The sequence below is a fragment of the Delftia tsuruhatensis NBRC 16741 genome (assembly GCF_001571325.1).
In the GTDB taxonomy this organism is placed as follows: domain Bacteria; phylum Pseudomonadota; class Gammaproteobacteria; order Burkholderiales; family Burkholderiaceae_C; genus Comamonas; species Comamonas tsuruhatensis.
In genome coordinates, this window is sequence record NZ_BCTO01000015.1 from 1 (window position 1) to 14,661 (window position 14,661).

The following is a 14,661-nucleotide window of genomic DNA, read 5'->3' on the forward strand; positions in this document are numbered from 1 at the left end:
CGGTGTCCCTGAGTCGGGCCGCGCCAGTTGCGAGGGTTGAAGCGCGCCAGCGCCATCAACCACTGAGAGGAACCGTGATGGCCATCAGCTATCAGCACCTGAAACAGCGCCCCTTCGAGCCCGTGCGCCAGCACTATGGCGAGCGCGACACCATGCTCTATGCATTGAGCCTGGGCCTGGGCAGCGATCCGCTGTGCGCCGACGCCCTGCCCTTTTTCTACGAAGGGGCGCCGGGCGGGCTGCGCGCCCTGCCCTCGCAGGCCGTGGTGCTGGGCTACCCGGGCTTCTGGGCGCGCGAGGCCGATACGGGCATCGACTGGGTAAAGCTGCTGCATGGCGAGCAGCGCATGCGGCTGCACCGTCCGCTGCCGGCCAGCGCCGACGTGGTGGGCCACAACCGCATCACGCACCTGACGGACAAGGGCGAAGGCAAGGGCGCCATCATGGTCACCGAGCGGCGCCTGGAGACCGCCGGGGGCGAGCTGCTGGCCACCGTGCAGCAGGTCAGCTTTCTGCGCGGCGATGGCGGCTACAGCCTGCTGGACGGCGGCCAGCCCAGCGACGCACCCCTGGCGCCGCTGCGCCCCACGCCGGAGGACCGCGCGCCCGACTTCACCGACACCCAGGCCATACGCCCCGAGGCCGCACTGCTGTACCGCCTGATGGGCGACTACAACCCGCTGCATGCCGACCCGGCCGTGGCGCGCAAGGCCGGCTTCGAGCGGCCCATCCTGCATGGCCTGGCCAGCTACGGCCTGGTGGCCCATGCCGTGCTGCGCCAATGCGGCGACCGCAATCCCGCGCGCCTGAAGGCGCTGGATGTGCGCTTCACCGCGCCCGTCTATCCCGGCGAAACCCTGGTCACCGAGATCTGGCGCACGCCCGACCAGCCCTGCCAGCTGCAGTTGCGCGCCCGCGTGCTCGAACGCGACAAGGTCGTGCTGAGCCACGGCTACGCCGAACTCGCCTGATGCACGGCGGCCTCGCAAGGGGCCGCTCCTTCCCCCTGCCCTGGAGTTCCCATGAACACCTCCCCCGTATTGACCTCCGTCCAGGACGGCATAGGCACGATCACGCTGAACCGGCCCGACGCCCGCAACGCGCTCAACCAGGCCATGCGCCCGGCCCTGGCCGCCGCCGTGGCGCAGATGCGCGATGACGCGCAGGTGCACACCGTCATCCTCACGGGCGCGGGCGGCGCCTTCTGCTCGGGCGGCGACATCAGCCAGATGATGGATGCCAGCCAGGCCGGCCTGCCCTGGCGCCAGCGCATGCGCAGCCTGCACCAGTGGTTCCCCGAGCTGGTCAACCTCGAAAAGCCCGTGATCGCCGCCGTGGACGGCCCGGCCTTCGGCGCGGGCCTGAGCCTGGCGCTGGCCGCCGACTTCGTGCTGTGCACGCGGCGCGCGAAGTTCTGCGCCGTGTTCGGCCGCATCGGCCTGGTGCCCGACCTGGGCGCCATGCACATGCTGCCGCGCATCGTGGGCCTGCAAAAGGCCAAGGAGCTGGTCTTCACCGCGCGCACCGTGCAGGCCGAGGAAGCCAGGTCGCTGGGCATGGTCTACGAGATCGTGGAAGACGGCGAGGCCCTGCAGGCCGCCGCCGTGGCACTGGCGCGGCGCTTCGGCGAGGCATCCACGGCTGCCATCGGCATGGCCAAGACGGCCATGAACCAGGCCTTCGAGCTGGACGCACGCGCCATGGCCGAGCTGGAAGCCTATGCCCAGACGATGTGCCGTGGCTCCGACTACCACCAGGAGGCGGTGCAGCGCTTCAAGGACAAGCAGCCCACGCGCTTCGACTGGGACCGCGCGCCATGAGCGTGCTGTCGCCGGACGCCCTGCAAGAAAGGCTGCAGGCCCTGATCCACCCCGGCGACACCCTGTGGTGGGGCCAGGCCACGGCCGAGCCGCTGACGCTCACGCGTGCCGTGGTCGCGCAGCGCCATGCACTGGCCCGGCACGGTGGCCAGGGCCGGCTGCGCGTCTTCGTGGGCATGGGCGCATCAGACACGCTGCAGCCGGCGCATGCCGACGCCATCGACTTCTTCGGCTACGCGGCCGGCGGCCCCCACCGCGCGCTGGCGCAGGCCGGAGTGCTGGACATCCTGCCCAGCCACTACTCCCACCTGCCCGGCCTGATCGACGAGGGCCTGCTGCCTGCCGACGTGGTGCTGCTCCAGGTCTCGCCACCCGATGCACAAGGCCGCTACAGCCTGGGCCTGGTCCATGAATACCTGCCGGCCGCTATACGCAAGGCGCGCGTGCTGATCGGCGAAGTCAACCCCGCCATTCCGTGGACGCACGGCAGCCTGCACCTGCAGGCCGGCGACTTCGCCCTGCTGGTCGATGCCGAACACCCTCCGCTGGACCAGGCGCGCAGCGCGCCCGGCCCTGCCGAGCAGGCCATTGCCGGCCATGTGGCCGCCCTCATCGAAGACGGTGCCACGCTGCAGGTGGGCGTGGGCAACCTGCCCGAGGCCGTGCTCGCCGCCCTGCACGGCCACCGCGACCTGGGCCTGCACAGCGGCGCCGTGGGCGACGGCATTGCAGCCCTGGCCGAAGCCGGCGTGCTGACCCACGCGCGCAAGAGCCAGGACTGCGGCGTGGGCATCGGCGGCATCCTCATGGGCGGCGAATCGCTCAGGCGCTGGGCCCACCGCAACCCCGCCCTGCAGCTGCGCGAGACGCGCTACACGCACGACCCCGAGGTGCTGGCCGCCAGCCACAGGCTGGCCGCCATCAATTCGGCGGTGGAAGTGGACCTCACGGGCCAGATCAATTCCGAAGTGGCAGGCGGCGTCTACGTGGGCGCCGTGGGCGGCGCCGTGGACTTTCTGCGCGGCGCGGCACGCAGCCGCGGCGGCCTGCCCATCATCGCCCTGCCCGCCACGGCCAGGGGGGCCACGCGCATCGTTGCGCGGCTGTCCGGCCCCGTCAGCACGCCGCGCAGCGACGCCGGCCTCATCGTCACCGAACACGGCGTGGCCGACCTGCGCGGCCAGACGCTGTCACGCCGCGTGAAACGGCTGATCGACATCGCGGCGCCGGAGCACCGCGCCGACCTGGAACAACAGGCACATACCCTGCTGCGCCAATGCGGCGCAGCCTTTTCCTGATCCACTGATCCACTGATCCACTGATCCACTGATTCCCAAGGAGACAACACCATGCGCAGAGCCGCCATCGTCACCCCCCTTCGCACGCCCGTGGGCACCTTCGGCGGCAGCCTGCGGCCGGTATCGGTCGAGGAGCTGGCCGCCACCACGGTGCGCGCCGTGGTCGAGAAAAGCGGCATCGACCCCGCACGCATCGACGACGTGGTCTTCGCCCAGTCCTACGCCAGCAGCGAGACGCCCTGCGTGGGCCGCTGGGCCGCGCTGCAGGCCGGCCTGCCGGTGACGGTGCCGGGCATGCAGCTGGACCGGCGCTGCGGCGGCGGCCTGCAGGCCGTGGCCACGGCGGCCATGATGGTGCAAAGCGGCGCCGCCGACGTGGTGATCGCAGGCGGCGTGGAGAGCATGAGCAACATCGAGTACTACAGCACCGACATGCGCTGGGGCGCGCGCTCGGGCAATGTGCGCTTCTACGACCGGCTGGACCGCGGCCGCGAGCGCTCCCAGCCCGTGGAGCGCTTCGGAAAGATCTCGGGAATGATCGAGACCGCCGAGAACCTGGCGCGCGACTACGGCATCAGCCGCGAGGCAGCCGACGCCTATGCCGTGCGCAGCCACCAGCGCGCCGCCGCCGCCTGGGAGGCGGGCCGCTTCGCCGACGAGATCGTCCCCGTCAAGGTGCCCCAGCGCAAGGGCGACCCCGTGCTGTTCACGCGCGACGAAGGCTTTCGCGCCGACGCCACCACCGACAGCATGGGCAAGCTGCGCGTGCTCATGCCCAATGGAACGGTCACGGCCGGCAACGCCAGCCAGCAAAACGACGCCAGCGCCGCCTGCCTGATCGTGGCCGAGGACCGGCTGGCCGAACTGGGTCTCACCCCCATGGCCACCCTGGTGGGCTGGGCCGCCGCAGGCTGCGAGCCCTCGCACATGGGCATAGGCCCCGTGCCCGCCGTCAAGAAACTGCTGGCGCGCCTGAACCTCACGCTGGACCAGATGGACCTGGTCGAACTCAACGAAGCCTTTGCCTGCCAGGTGCTGTCCGTGCTCAAGGGCTGGGAGTGGAACGACCAGGGCACCATAGACCACAAGCTCAACGTCAACGGCTCCGGCATCTCCCTGGGCCACCCCATAGGCGCCACCGGCGTGCGCATCCTGGCCACCCTGCTGCACGAGCTGGAGCGCCGCAAGGGCCGCTATGGGCTGGAGACCATGTGCATAGGCGGCGGCCAGGGGATTGCGGCGGTGTTCGAGCGGGTGTGAGGAACCCGTCATGTCGACACGTCCAGTGAATCTGAGCCAGCAACAACATCGAATCGTTGAAGCTCAGACCCAAGCGACCAAGCTGGAAGCGCTACGGCAAGCGGCTATGCGGGGGTGGGCGGATGTCGCCTCGGGTCACTACATTGACGTGCCGGATGAAGACTTTGACCTCTTTATCGCGGATCTGGGAAGGCAGGCAGCCAGCCGAATGAAGGCTGGTGCCTGACGGCGGCCTCCTCAATCCGCCCGCGCCCCCGACGCCTTCACGATCTCTTCCCACTTGCGGGCCTCGGCCTGGATGTAGCGCGCGAACTCGGCGGGCGTGGAGCCCACGGGCTCGGCGCCCAGGCGGCGGTATTGCGCGGCGATCTGGGGTTCGGCAAGCACGCGGCGGGACTCGGTCCACAGTTTCTGCACCACGTCCTGGGGCGTGTTCTTCGGCGCCCACAGTCCGTACCAGGTGCTGGTGCGAAAGCCGGGCATGCCGGCCTCTTCCATGGTGGGCACATCGGGCAGGGAGGGCGAGCGACTGGCCGAGGTGACGGCCAGCGCGCGCAGCCGGCCCGAGGCGATGAAGGGCATGGCCGAGGGCATGGAGTCGAACATGAGCTGGATCTGCCCACCCATCAGGTCGGTCAGTGCCGGCGAGCTGCCCTTGTAGGGCACATGCTGCATCTGCGCGCCGGTCTTCAAGCGGAACAGCTCGCCCGACAGGTGCTGTGACGACGCATTGCCGGCCGAGCCGAAGTTCACCTGTCCCGGATGGGCCTTGGCCCAGGCGATCAGCTCCTGCACATTGCGCACCGGAAGCTGGCTGCCCACGACCAGCACCAGCGGCACATCGACCAGCTGCGTGACCGGCTCGAAATCGCGGAAGGCGTCATAGGGCGCGCTGGCATAGACGTAGGGGTTGATGACGTGGATGGAGGCGTTGACCAGCAGCGTGTAGCCGTCGGCCGGCGCCTTGGCCACCAGGGCCGCGCCGACCATGCCGCTGGCGCCGGCCTTGTTGTCCACCACCAGGGGCTGGCCCAGCGCCTCGCCCAGCCGCGTGGTGACCACGCGCCCGACCACGTCGGTAGGCCCGCCCGGTGGATAGGGCACGACGACGCGGATGGGCGCCTTGGGATAGCCCTGGGCCCCGGCGGATGGCTGCGCCCCTGCCGTTCTCCATGCGGCCAGCGCCGCAGCGGCGCCCAGCAGGGTGCGGCGGGAAAGCGCGGAGCCTGTGCGTTGCGTTGTCATACCTTGTCTCCTTGAATGGCGAGTGCGAGCTTGCCGGTCACGTTGCGGCCGTGCAGCGCGTGCAGCGCCTCCGGCAGTTCATGCATGGCGAAGACCTGGCTGACCTGGGGATGGATGCATCCCCGGGCAGCCCAGTCGAGCAGCGTGGCAATGACGGGCTGCAGCTGCGCCGCGAAGGCCTGGCGTTCATCGGCCGGCGTCCAGCCGATGTAGCGGCCGTAGAAGAAGCCGTGCAGCGTGAGGTTCTTGACCAGGGCCAGGTTCATGGGCACGGCGGGAATGGCGCCGCTGGCGAAGCCCACGCTCAGCAGCTGCGCGTTCTGCGCGGCCGCGCGCAGTGCCTGCAGCAAGAGATCGCCCCCCACGGGGTCGAAGACCAGGGAGGCGCCCCGGCCCTGCGTGGCCTGCTTGACCTGGGCGGCCAGGTCCTGCGGGGTGACTGCCTGGTGCGCGCCGCGGCGCAGCGCATCGGCGCGCTTGGCCTCGGTGCTGGCGCAGGCGATGACCTGCACGCCGGGCGTCTGCCGGGCCACTTCCACCGCCGCGGCGCCCACGCCCGAACCGGCGCCCAGCACCAGCACCACGTCGCCTTCCTGCAGGCGCGCGCGCCAGTGCAGGGCCGTGTAGGCTGTGCCGTAGGACAGGGCAATGGGCAGGGCCTGCAGCCAGGGCATGCCCGCAGGCAGGCGGTAGACGGTGGATGCATGCACCACCGTTTCCTGCGCAAAGGCACCCCAGTCGGCAATGAAGGCCACGGCATCGCCGGGCTGCAGGTGCTGCACCGCGCTGCCGCATTCCAGCACGCGCCCCACGCCTTCGGTGCCGGGCACGAAGGGCAGCGGCGGGCGCCGCTGGTAGCGGCCCTCGATCAGCAGGCCCGTGGCGTGGCTGACGTTGGCGTAGGCCACGGCAATCCGCGCCTGGTGCGCGCCCAGGGGCTGGCCGGGCCGGTCCATGGACTGCAGGCTGACCACCTCGTGCGGCGCGCCGAATTGATGGCAGACCAGGGCCTGCATGCGGGAGTGCGGGGATGCGGATGCCGGGGCGCTCATGCCATTTCCTCCGCCGCGCACTGGCGCACAACCTCACTGTCTATCAGTTGATCGATCTCCTGCGGCGTGCAGCCGGCCTCGGCCAGGATCTGGCGCGTGTGCTCGCCCGTGCGCGGCGCGGCGCCAAGGGATGCACCGCAGGCTGCTGCGTCTGCCGACCAGGGTGAAGCCGCATACAGCAGCGGCCCGAACCCGGGCTGCGCCAGCGTGGCGAACGATGCGCGGTGCACGGCCTGGGGATGCGCCACCACGTCGGCCAGCGTGCGCACGCCCGCATGCAGGGCGCCCTGCGCTGCCAGGCGCTGCTCCCAGTGGGCGCGCGGCTGCTGCGCCAGCAAGGCCTGCAGCCCGGCATGCAGGACATGGCGGTGGGCCATGCGGCCCGCATTGGAGGCAAAGCGCGCGTCCTGCAGCCAGTGCGGCAGGTCCAGCGCGCGGCACAGCCGCTCGAACTGGTCGTTGTTCAGGGCCAGCACGGTGATGAAGCCATCGGCCGTGGCGAACACGCCGTTGGGGGCGCTCACGCCTTCGGCGGGCAGGCCGCCGCGCAGCGTGTCTTCGGCCAGCACCGTGGATTGCAGGGCGCAGCAGACCTCGAACAGGTTCAGCTCCACATGGCGCCCGCGCCCGCTGCGCGCCTTGCCCAGCAGGGCCGCCGTGCAGGCCTGTGCGGCGTAGACACCGGCCGCGATGTCGGCCAGCAGCAGGCCCACGCGCTGGGGCTGGCCCTGCACGTCGCGGTTGCTGGTCATCAGCCCCGTGTCCGCCTGCATGACGGAGTCGGTGGCGGGCCGGTCGGCATACGGCCCCGTGGGTCCGTAGCCGCTGATGGAGACGTACACCGGGTCCAGGCCGGCCGCGCGCAGGCTGTCGTAGTCCACGCCCATGCGCTGCACGACCTGGGGGCGGAAGTTCTGCACCACGATGTCGGCCTCGCGCGCCAGCCGCAGCAGCAGCGCGCGCCCCTGGGCCTGGCGCGCATCGACGGCAATGCTGCGCTTGCCCGCGTTGTAGGTGGCCGACAGGCTGCTGTGCCCGTTGCGCGAGATGCCCACGTGGCGCGCCCAGTCGCCTTCGGGCGGATCGACCTTGATCACCTCGGCGCCCTGGCGCGACAGCAGGTGGGTGCAGTAGGGGCCGGCCACGCCCTGGCTCAGATCGAGCACACGGTAGTGCGCCAGGGGCGCCGGCGGCGCGGTTTGCAAAGCTTCTTGGTTCACGGTCAGCGGCCTTTCGCCATGGTTTCCTCCATGCTAGGGAGGCAGGGCTGGCGCCACAATCCTCGCCAGCAGGCCAGGCCTGGTGACTCCCGATCAACAATGGCCGGCCCCGGCCCTGCAAAGAATGCCGAGATGGACCTGAACCTGTGCCGCGTCTTCATCGACATCGCCGAGGCCAAGAGCCTCACGCGGGCGGCCGAGCGCGGCGGCATGACGCGCTCCAACGTCTCGCGCCGGCTGCGTGCGCTGGAGACCGAGATGGGCGCGCAGTTGCTGCGCCGCACCACGCGCAATGTGGAGCTCACCCAGGCCGGCCAGCTGCTGTACCGGCGCTGCCTGGCCATGATGGAGGAGCTGCAGCGCGCCCGCGATGCCATCCACCAGTTGCGCTCCACCGTGAGCGGCGAGGTGGGCGTGCGCGTGCCCACCGGCTTCGGGCATTTCTATCTCAAGCCCCTGATCCTGGGCTTTTGCCGCGAGCATCCCGACATCCGCCTGCGCCTGCTGATCAACGACCAGATGGCCGACCTCGTGGCCTCCAAGGTCGATCTGGCGGTGCAGATCACCTCCGCGCCGCTGGACGATCTGGTGGCCACGCGGCTGTGCGATGTGCGCTGGAACTTCGTGGCCACGCCCGCCTGCCTGCAGGCGCTGGAGCAGTCGCTGGGCCGGCCCCTGCGCGCGCCTGCCGACCTGCTGCAGGCCCGCCTCATCCTGCCGCTGGCCATGGGCGGCAGGCTGGCCTGGCTGGCCGGCAGCGGCGACGATGGCGTGGCCGCTGCCCTCGATGTGCTGCCCTCGCTGCAATCGGGCGACTACCGCCTGCTGTACGACGCCGTGCTGGACGGCCTGGGCCTGGCCCTGCTCCCGGACTACGTGACCTCGGCCGCGCTGGCCGGCGGCACGCTGGTGGCCGTGCTGGACCAGGTGGTGTTCTCCGGCCTGGGCAATGCCATGTACCTGGTGCGCATGCCCGACCGCCAGCCCACCATGGCCGCGCGCGCCTTCCAGCAGTTCCTGCGCGAGGCCATCGTCACCGCCGCACCCAGCTGGCAGGCGGGGGCTGAAGAGGGTGGTGAAGAAGGCGGTGAAGAAGGCGGCGGAGGGGGCTGCACGCACCGCTCTTCCTAGGATTGCCCTAACAGCCGGCAAACCCTGGCTTTGGCAAAAGCAGATTCCCAAGACGCGCCCGCCTGCGCACCATTGCCTGCATGTCCGGCGCAGACCGGGCGCGCCGCCGTGCAGGCCACGGCAGCGCTTCATTCATCTTTTGCAGGAGACATGCACATGCCCGCCCAACACCGCCGCAAGGCCCTGGCCACCCTGGCCCATGCCCCGCTTCTGGCGTCCCTGGTGACCGCCCTGGCCACCCTCCCCGCCGCCGCGCAGGACGCGCAGCCCGTGCGCCTCATCGTGGGCTACTCGGCCGGTGGCCCCGTGGACCAGGGCGCCCGCCTGCTCAGCGTGGCGCTGACCAAGGAGCTGGGCGCCTCGGTGGTGGTGGAGAACAAGCCCGGCGCCAATGCCACCATGGCCGGCAGCGAGGTCGTGCGCGCCAGGCCCGATGGGCTCACGCTGTGGTTCGCGGCCAGCCCCACCATCACCATCAGCCCCAACGTGATGAGCAAGATGTCCTTCGACCCGGCCCGTGACCTCACGCCCGTGGCGCCCGTGCTCAGCTACTACAACGTGCTGGTGGTCAACAACAACGAGCCCTACAAGACCACGGCCGAGCTCGTGGCCTATGCCAAGGCCCATCCGCAAAAGCTCAACTACGGCTCGGCCGGCGTGGGCGGCTCCAACCACCTGGGCGCGCTGCTGTTCGCGCGGCGCAGCGGCATCGAGATGAACCACATCCCCTACAAGGGCAACGCACCGGCCATGACCGACGTGATCGGCGGCCAGCTGAGCATGATGCTGGACATCATCAGCACCGCCAGCAGCTACATCCAGGGCGGCAAGGTGCGGGCCATCGCCGTCACCTCGCCGCAGCGCAATGCGTCCCTGCCCGATGTGCCCACCTTTGCCGAGTCCGGCATCGAAGGCCTCAAGGGCTTCGACGTGGGCGGCTGGTATGGCGTCTATGGGCCCAAGGGCATGTCGCCCGAACTCGCGGCCCGCCTGAACAAGTCCATCAACGCCGCCCTGGCCCAGCCGGAGCTGCGCAAGCGCCTCAAGGAACTGGGCTACGAAGAGTGGACCGGCGCACCCCAGAAACTGGCCGAGCGCGGTGCCAAGGAGCGCGCCATGTGGGCCACCGTCACGCAAGGCATTGTGGTGGACTGAGGGATACGCGGAGCATGAGTCAACGAATACACCATCTGCTGGACCGCTGGCTGGCCGAAGCGCCGCAGCGTCCCTTCATCCACCTGCCCGACGGCAGCAGTCTGAGCTTTGCCGACCTGGGCGCGCTGGCGGACACGGCCGAGGCCGAGCTGCGCGCGCTGCAGGTGCGGCCCGGCGACCGCGTGCTGGTCGTGGCCGAGAACTGCCCCGAGCATGCGGCGCTGATCCTGGCCTGCAGCCGCGTGGGCGCCTGGTCCTGTGGCGTGAACGCACGCATGGCGCCCGGCGAGATCGATGCCTTTGCGGCCAAGGCCGATGCGCGCGTGGTGTATTTCACCTCGGCCGCATCGGACAGCGCCAGCGGCCACGCGCGGCGCTTTGGCGCAGGCGACTCGGCACTGGCCGGCATGCAGCACAGCCCCGTGCGCGCTGAGGCGGTGGCCGAATCCGGCGCGCTGCAGGACGAGGTGGCGGCGCTGATCTTCACCTCGGGCACCACGGGCACGCCCAAGGGCGTGATGGTCGGGCATGAGGCGCTGACGCTGTTCGCGCGCGTCTCGGCCGCATCGCGCGGGCTGGGCCCCGGGGACCGCAGCTACGCCTTCGTGCCCATGACCCACATCTTCGGGCTGGGCACGGTGCTGCTGGCCTCGCTGCATGCGGGCGCGCAGATGGTGATGCGCCCGCAGTTCGACCCCGCCGATCTTCTGGACGCGCTGGCGCGCCACGGCATCTCGCAACTGCAGGGGCCGCCCGCGCTGTACGCGCGCCTGCTGGCCCATCTGCAGGAGCAGGGCATTGCCCACCCGCAGGCGCCTGCGCTGCGCTATGTCTATACCGGCGCAGGCCCGCTGGACCTTACGCTGAAAAAGCGCGTGGAGGCCGCCTTCGGCCAGGCGCTGCACCATGGCTACGGCCTGTCGGAATACGCAGGGTCGGTCCACCTTACGCGACAGGGCGAGCAGCGGCCCGACACCAGCGCCGGCTACGTGGTGGAAGGCGCCGAGGTGCGCGCCGTGGACCCGGCCACGGGCCGGCCCCTGCCGGTGGGCGAGCGCGGCGAGCTGTGGATACGCGGGCGCGGCCTGATGCACGGCTACTTCCGCGATGACCAGGCCACGGCCGCCGTGATGCGCGAGGGCGGCTGGTACGCCAGCGGCGACCTGGGCGAGCTGCATGCCGACGGCGCGCTCTTCGTGGTGGGGCGGCTCAAGGAAATGATCATCCGCTCGGGCTTCAACGTGTATCCGGCCGAGGTGGAACTGGCGCTCAACGAGCTGCCCGGCGTGCAGCGCAGCGCCGTGGTCGGCCGCCCCGAAACCGATGGCAACGAGGAGGTCATCGCCTTCGTCGAGCTGCAGCCCGGCGCCACGCTGGACAACGCTGCCGCGCGTGCCCACCTGCGAGAACGGCTGGCGCCCTACAAGCTGCCCGCCCGCATCGTGCCACTGTCCGAGCTGCCCACCAGCCCCAACGGCAAGGTGCTCAAGCGCCTGCTGCAGGAAAAGGCGCTGCGCGTTTGAGCCAACACGCCCGCTGAATCGTTGCGCCGGTGCCACTGCCGGTGCAACCTTTCACCCTCCCTGCCCTGAATCCCGACGCGCGCCAAGGCCATCGCCGTCGGAAACCCTTATCTGCGGCATCGATGCAACACCCCTACGCCAAGCGTGGCGCAGGCCTTGCACCCCTTCTTTCATGATGTAAAACTATGGAACTTAATATCTCGATAGTTTAAAAAGATTCATTAACTGAACGCTTGCCAGGCCCGGGCTGCAGGCAGCCGCAGTGGTGCACATCCCATGTGCCTGCTCACGTCTGCAAAAAGACAAGCCCCATTTCCGCAACCATTTGAATCAAGCGAATGAAAAAAATCCTCAATCTGATTTTCGGAGGTATTTTCCTGATCGCTGCCAGCTTGGTTCATGCGGCCTGGCCAGACCGGCAGATCACGCTGGTTGTACCTTTCCCGGCAGGCGGTGGCACCGATATCGTGGGGCGCATCATCGCCAAGGAGCTTGCACAACGCCTGCGCGTCAACGTGGTGGTGGAAAACCGCCCTGGCGCCTCGGGCAACATCGGTGCGCGCCAGGTCTCCAAGGCCCGTCCCGATGGATATACGCTGCTGATCTGCTCCACGGCCCAGACCATCTCGGGCGCGCTGTACACGCAGGCCGGCTATGACGTGGTCAACGACCTCGAAGCCATCTCCACCATCAACGACGGTCCTCTGGTGCTCATCACACGCCCGGGCCTGAAGCTGGCGTCGGTGCAGGACCTGATCGAGCTGGCGCGGCGCAGCCCCGGCAAGCTGACCTATGCCACGCCGGGCTACGGCAGCGCGGGCCACATGGCGGCCGAGGCCCTGAGCCTGGCCGCCGACATACGCATGCTGCACATCCCCTACCAGGGCGCCGCGCCCATGATGAGCGACCTGGTGAGCGGCCAGGTCGATATCGCCTTCGACCTGCTGATCACGGCCAAGCAGTATGTGCACCAGGGCAAGGTCAATCGCGTGGGCGTGGCCACGCGCGAGCGCTCGCCCCTCATGCCCGACTGGCAGACGCTCAGCGAGCAAAGCCCGGCCCGGCTCGGCAATTTCAACGAGACCTCATGGAATGTGCTCATGGCACCCAAGGGCACGCCGGCCGCGATAGTGAACGCCATCAATGCACAGATGAAAAATATCCTGACCGACGAAAAGGTGCAGAAGAAATTCATGGAGCTTGGCAGCATTCCCCTTTGGAAATCCGTGGACAGCACCAAGGCATTCGTATCCGACGACGCCAGAAAATGGAGAAAGGTGGTCAGTGATGCCGGTATCGCGAAAATCTGAAATACCCCCTTCGCCGCAGAAACTGGCAGGGCCCGATGTCAATGCGCTGCACGAATTGCTCAATGCGCTGAAAAAGCACGGCATCGACATCCCCTTCGAGCGGCTGGGACCCATCCTGGCGGAGCACCAGTTGCTGATGGAGCACCGCGGCCTCGTCAACGAACTGGCGCATGAGGCGGGACCCTCGCAGATCCACACCACCATCTCCCGTCAGAGCAAGCATGAGCGGCAGTCCTGAACTTTCGATACGACAGATGGCCAGCGCGCTGCGCGCCGGCAAGACCACTTCGGAGATGCTGACCCGGGCGGCGCTGGGACGCATCCGCGCCATGGACATCGACATCCATGCCTTCACCAATCTCGATGCCAGCGGTGCCATGGAGGCTGCGCGCAACGCAGACATGGCGCGCGGAGAAAGCGCCGATCTGCCGCTGCTCCACGGCATTCCCGTGGCCATCAAGGACGTCTACGACGTGGCCGGCCTGCCGACCACCTGCCAGTCCTGGCTGAGCCTGGACTATGTGCCCGAAGACGATTCCACGCCGGTGCGGCGCCTGCGCGATGCGGGCGCCGTCATCCTGGGCAAGCTGGCCACGCACGAGTTCGCCATCGGCGCGCCCAGCCCCGACCTGCCGTTTCCCGCAGCCCGCAACCCCTGGGACCTGGCCCATATCCCGGGCGGATCGTCGTCGGGCTCGGGCGCCGCCATTGCGGCAGGCTTCACGCGGCTGGCCCTGGGCACCTGCACGGGCGGCTCCATCCTCATACCGGCCGCCTGGTGCGGCGCCGTGGGGCTGAAACCCACCTACGGCCGCGTCTCCAAGCACGGCGTGTTCCCCCTGGCCTGGACGCTGGACCACTGCGGCCCCCTGTCGCGCAGCGTGGAGGATGCGGCCATCGCGCTGCAGGTGCTGGCCGGGCACGACCCGCTGGACCCGGCCAGCTCCACCGAACCCGTGGACGACTACTGCACGGGGCTGGAGCAGGGCGTGAAGGGCCTGACCATCGGCGTGCCGCAGGACCACTTCCAGTCGTCGCCCCAGGCGTCGCCCACGTTCCTGTCGGCCTTCGACCGCACGGCCGCGCTGCTGGCCGAGGCCGGCGCCCGTCCCATCCACGTGAGCCTGCCCCACAGCCAGCAGTTCCTGGCGGCCGGCCGCGTCATCCTCAGTGCCGAGATGTTCACCATCCATGCGCAGGACCTGCGCTCGCGCCCGCTGGACTATGGCGAACTCACGGCGGCGCGGCTGCTGCTGGGCGCCACCGTGTCCTCGGAGGACTACCTGAACGCCCTGCGCGTGCGCCGCATGCTGGCGGCGCGCGTGGACGCTGCGCTGGACCGCTGCGACGTGCTGCTGACCGCCATCACGCTGGATACGGCGCCGCGCTTCGATCCCATGCCGCATTTCCGCCACTGGCCGGTACAGACCCATGCCTTCAACGTGACCGGGCACCCGGCCGTCAGCGTGCCGGTGGGCCTGTCACCCCAGGGCCTGCCGCTGGCCGTGCAGGTGGTGGGACGCTACTTCGACGAGGCCCGCATCCTGCAGGTGGCCCGGGCCATCGAGCGGCTGACCGGCTGGGAAAACCAGCTGCTGCCCGACGGCACCTGACCGCCGTGCTTGGCTCGGACACAGCCGCAGCAGC

The 14,661-nt window shown here is 69.6% G+C and carries 14 protein-coding genes; 11 read left to right on the forward strand and 3 right to left on the reverse strand.

Annotated elements, in window-relative coordinates; translation table 11 throughout:
* Window positions 1–77: 77 nt before the first annotated feature.
* From DTS01S_RS07145 to DTS01S_RS07165, 5 genes are read left to right on the forward strand one after another with little or no spacing between them, the layout of a single operon-like run.
* A complete protein-coding gene (locus DTS01S_RS07145; RefSeq protein ID WP_016450245.1) occupies window positions 78–971 on the forward strand; it encodes a MaoC family dehydratase in 894 nt (297 codons plus the stop codon).
* A gap of 51 nt (window positions 972–1,022) precedes the next feature.
* Window positions 1,023–1,820 (forward strand): enoyl-CoA hydratase/isomerase family protein, encoded by a 798-nt coding sequence (locus DTS01S_RS07150; RefSeq protein WP_061287495.1) that lies wholly within the window; start codon window positions 1,023–1,025, stop codon window positions 1,818–1,820.
* Window positions 1,817–3,118: an acetyl-CoA hydrolase/transferase family protein gene (locus tag DTS01S_RS07155; RefSeq protein ID WP_061287496.1), complete on the forward strand. Its 1,302-nt coding sequence runs from the start codon at window positions 1,817–1,819 to the stop codon at window positions 3,116–3,118. The genes DTS01S_RS07150 and DTS01S_RS07155 overlap by 4 nt, the downstream gene beginning before the upstream one ends.
* Before the next feature lie 51 nt (window positions 3,119–3,169).
* A complete protein-coding gene (locus DTS01S_RS07160) occupies window positions 3,170–4,378 on the forward strand; it encodes an acetyl-CoA C-acetyltransferase (RefSeq protein WP_016450248.1) in 1,209 nt (402 codons plus the stop codon).
* A gap of 10 nt (window positions 4,379–4,388) precedes the next feature.
* Complete coding sequence (locus DTS01S_RS07165; RefSeq protein ID WP_034399984.1) at window positions 4,389–4,604, forward strand: hypothetical protein; 216 nt, start codon at window positions 4,389–4,391, stop codon at window positions 4,602–4,604.
* A gap of 11 nt (window positions 4,605–4,615) precedes the next feature.
* On the opposite strand, the gene DTS01S_RS07170 is transcribed toward DTS01S_RS07165, so the two are convergent.
* From DTS01S_RS07170 to DTS01S_RS07180, 3 genes are read right to left on the reverse strand one after another with little or no spacing between them, the layout of a single operon-like run.
* Window positions 4,616–5,623: a Bug family tripartite tricarboxylate transporter substrate binding protein gene (locus tag DTS01S_RS07170; protein ID WP_016450249.1), complete on the reverse strand. Its 1,008-nt coding sequence runs from the start codon at window positions 5,621–5,623 to the stop codon at window positions 4,616–4,618.
* Window positions 5,620–6,639 (reverse strand): NADPH:quinone oxidoreductase family protein, encoded by a 1,020-nt coding sequence (locus DTS01S_RS07175; RefSeq protein WP_017406637.1) that lies wholly within the window; start codon window positions 6,637–6,639, stop codon window positions 5,620–5,622. The genes DTS01S_RS07170 and DTS01S_RS07175 overlap by 4 nt, the downstream gene beginning before the upstream one ends.
* A gap of 32 nt (window positions 6,640–6,671) precedes the next feature.
* On the reverse strand, window positions 6,672–7,895 hold the full coding sequence (locus tag DTS01S_RS07180; RefSeq protein ID WP_016450251.1) for a CaiB/BaiF CoA transferase family protein: 1,224 nt from the start codon (window positions 7,893–7,895) through the stop codon (window positions 6,672–6,674).
* A gap of 99 nt (window positions 7,896–7,994) precedes the next feature.
* Between DTS01S_RS07180 and DTS01S_RS07185 the strand changes: the two genes are divergently transcribed.
* From DTS01S_RS07185 to DTS01S_RS07210, 6 genes are all read left to right on the forward strand, one after another.
* The gene (locus tag DTS01S_RS07185) at window positions 7,995–9,026 is read left to right on the forward strand and encodes a LysR family transcriptional regulator (protein WP_016450252.1); all 1,032 of its coding nucleotides are present in this window, start codon (window positions 7,995–7,997) and stop codon (window positions 9,024–9,026) included.
* A 156-nt stretch (window positions 9,027–9,182) separates the two neighbouring features.
* Window positions 9,183–10,181, forward strand: coding sequence for a Bug family tripartite tricarboxylate transporter substrate binding protein (locus tag DTS01S_RS07190; RefSeq protein ID WP_061287499.1), 999 nt, complete (start codon window positions 9,183–9,185; stop codon window positions 10,179–10,181).
* A 14-nt stretch (window positions 10,182–10,195) separates the two neighbouring features.
* Window positions 10,196–11,704, forward strand: a complete 1,509-nt coding sequence (locus DTS01S_RS07195; protein ID WP_061287497.1) for a class I adenylate-forming enzyme family protein — start codon at window positions 10,196–10,198, stop codon at window positions 11,702–11,704.
* Between the two features lie 338 nt (window positions 11,705–12,042).
* Window positions 12,043–13,014 (forward strand): tripartite tricarboxylate transporter substrate binding protein, encoded by a 972-nt coding sequence (locus DTS01S_RS07200; protein WP_016450255.1) that lies wholly within the window; start codon window positions 12,043–12,045, stop codon window positions 13,012–13,014.
* The gene (locus DTS01S_RS07205; protein ID WP_026062708.1) at window positions 12,992–13,252 is read left to right on the forward strand and encodes a hypothetical protein; all 261 of its coding nucleotides are present in this window, start codon (window positions 12,992–12,994) and stop codon (window positions 13,250–13,252) included. Before DTS01S_RS07200 ends, DTS01S_RS07205 begins: the two co-directional genes overlap by 23 nt.
* Complete coding sequence (locus DTS01S_RS07210) at window positions 13,236–14,627, forward strand: amidase (protein ID WP_016450257.1); 1,392 nt, start codon at window positions 13,236–13,238, stop codon at window positions 14,625–14,627. The genes DTS01S_RS07205 and DTS01S_RS07210 overlap by 17 nt, the downstream gene beginning before the upstream one ends.
* Window positions 14,628–14,661: the final 34 nt, after the last annotated feature.

What these genes read in the sequence shown, in the direction of transcription:
- DTS01S_RS07190 (WP_061287499.1), top strand. Translation starts at nt 9,183, where the DNA reads ATGCCCGCCCAACACCGCCGCAAGGCCCTGGCCACCCTGGCCCATGCC.
- DTS01S_RS07200 (WP_016450255.1), top strand. Translation starts at nt 12,043, where the DNA reads ATGAAAAAAATCCTCAATCTGATTTTCGGAGGTATTTTCCTGATCGCT.
- DTS01S_RS07205 (WP_026062708.1), top strand. Translation starts at nt 12,992, where the DNA reads ATGCCGGTATCGCGAAAATCTGAAATACCCCCTTCGCCGCAGAAACTG.
- DTS01S_RS07175 (WP_017406637.1), bottom strand. Translation starts at nt 6,639, where the DNA reads ATGCAGGCCCTGGTCTGCCATCAATTCGGCGCGCCGCACGAGGTGGTC.
- DTS01S_RS07195 (WP_061287497.1), top strand. Translation starts at nt 10,196, where the DNA reads ATGAGTCAACGAATACACCATCTGCTGGACCGCTGGCTGGCCGAAGCG.
- DTS01S_RS07170 (WP_016450249.1), bottom strand. Translation starts at nt 5,623, where the DNA reads ATGACAACGCAACGCACAGGCTCCGCGCTTTCCCGCCGCACCCTGCTG.
- DTS01S_RS07160 (WP_016450248.1), top strand. Translation starts at nt 3,170, where the DNA reads ATGCGCAGAGCCGCCATCGTCACCCCCCTTCGCACGCCCGTGGGCACC.
- DTS01S_RS07165 (WP_034399984.1), top strand. Translation starts at nt 4,389, where the DNA reads ATGTCGACACGTCCAGTGAATCTGAGCCAGCAACAACATCGAATCGTT.
- DTS01S_RS07145 (WP_016450245.1), top strand. Translation starts at nt 78, where the DNA reads ATGGCCATCAGCTATCAGCACCTGAAACAGCGCCCCTTCGAGCCCGTG.
- DTS01S_RS07155 (WP_061287496.1), top strand. Translation starts at nt 1,817, where the DNA reads ATGAGCGTGCTGTCGCCGGACGCCCTGCAAGAAAGGCTGCAGGCCCTG.
- DTS01S_RS07150 (WP_061287495.1), top strand. Translation starts at nt 1,023, where the DNA reads ATGAACACCTCCCCCGTATTGACCTCCGTCCAGGACGGCATAGGCACG.
- DTS01S_RS07185 (WP_016450252.1), top strand. Translation starts at nt 7,995, where the DNA reads ATGGCCGGCCCCGGCCCTGCAAAGAATGCCGAGATGGACCTGAACCTG.
- DTS01S_RS07210 (WP_016450257.1), top strand. Translation starts at nt 13,236, where the DNA reads ATGAGCGGCAGTCCTGAACTTTCGATACGACAGATGGCCAGCGCGCTG.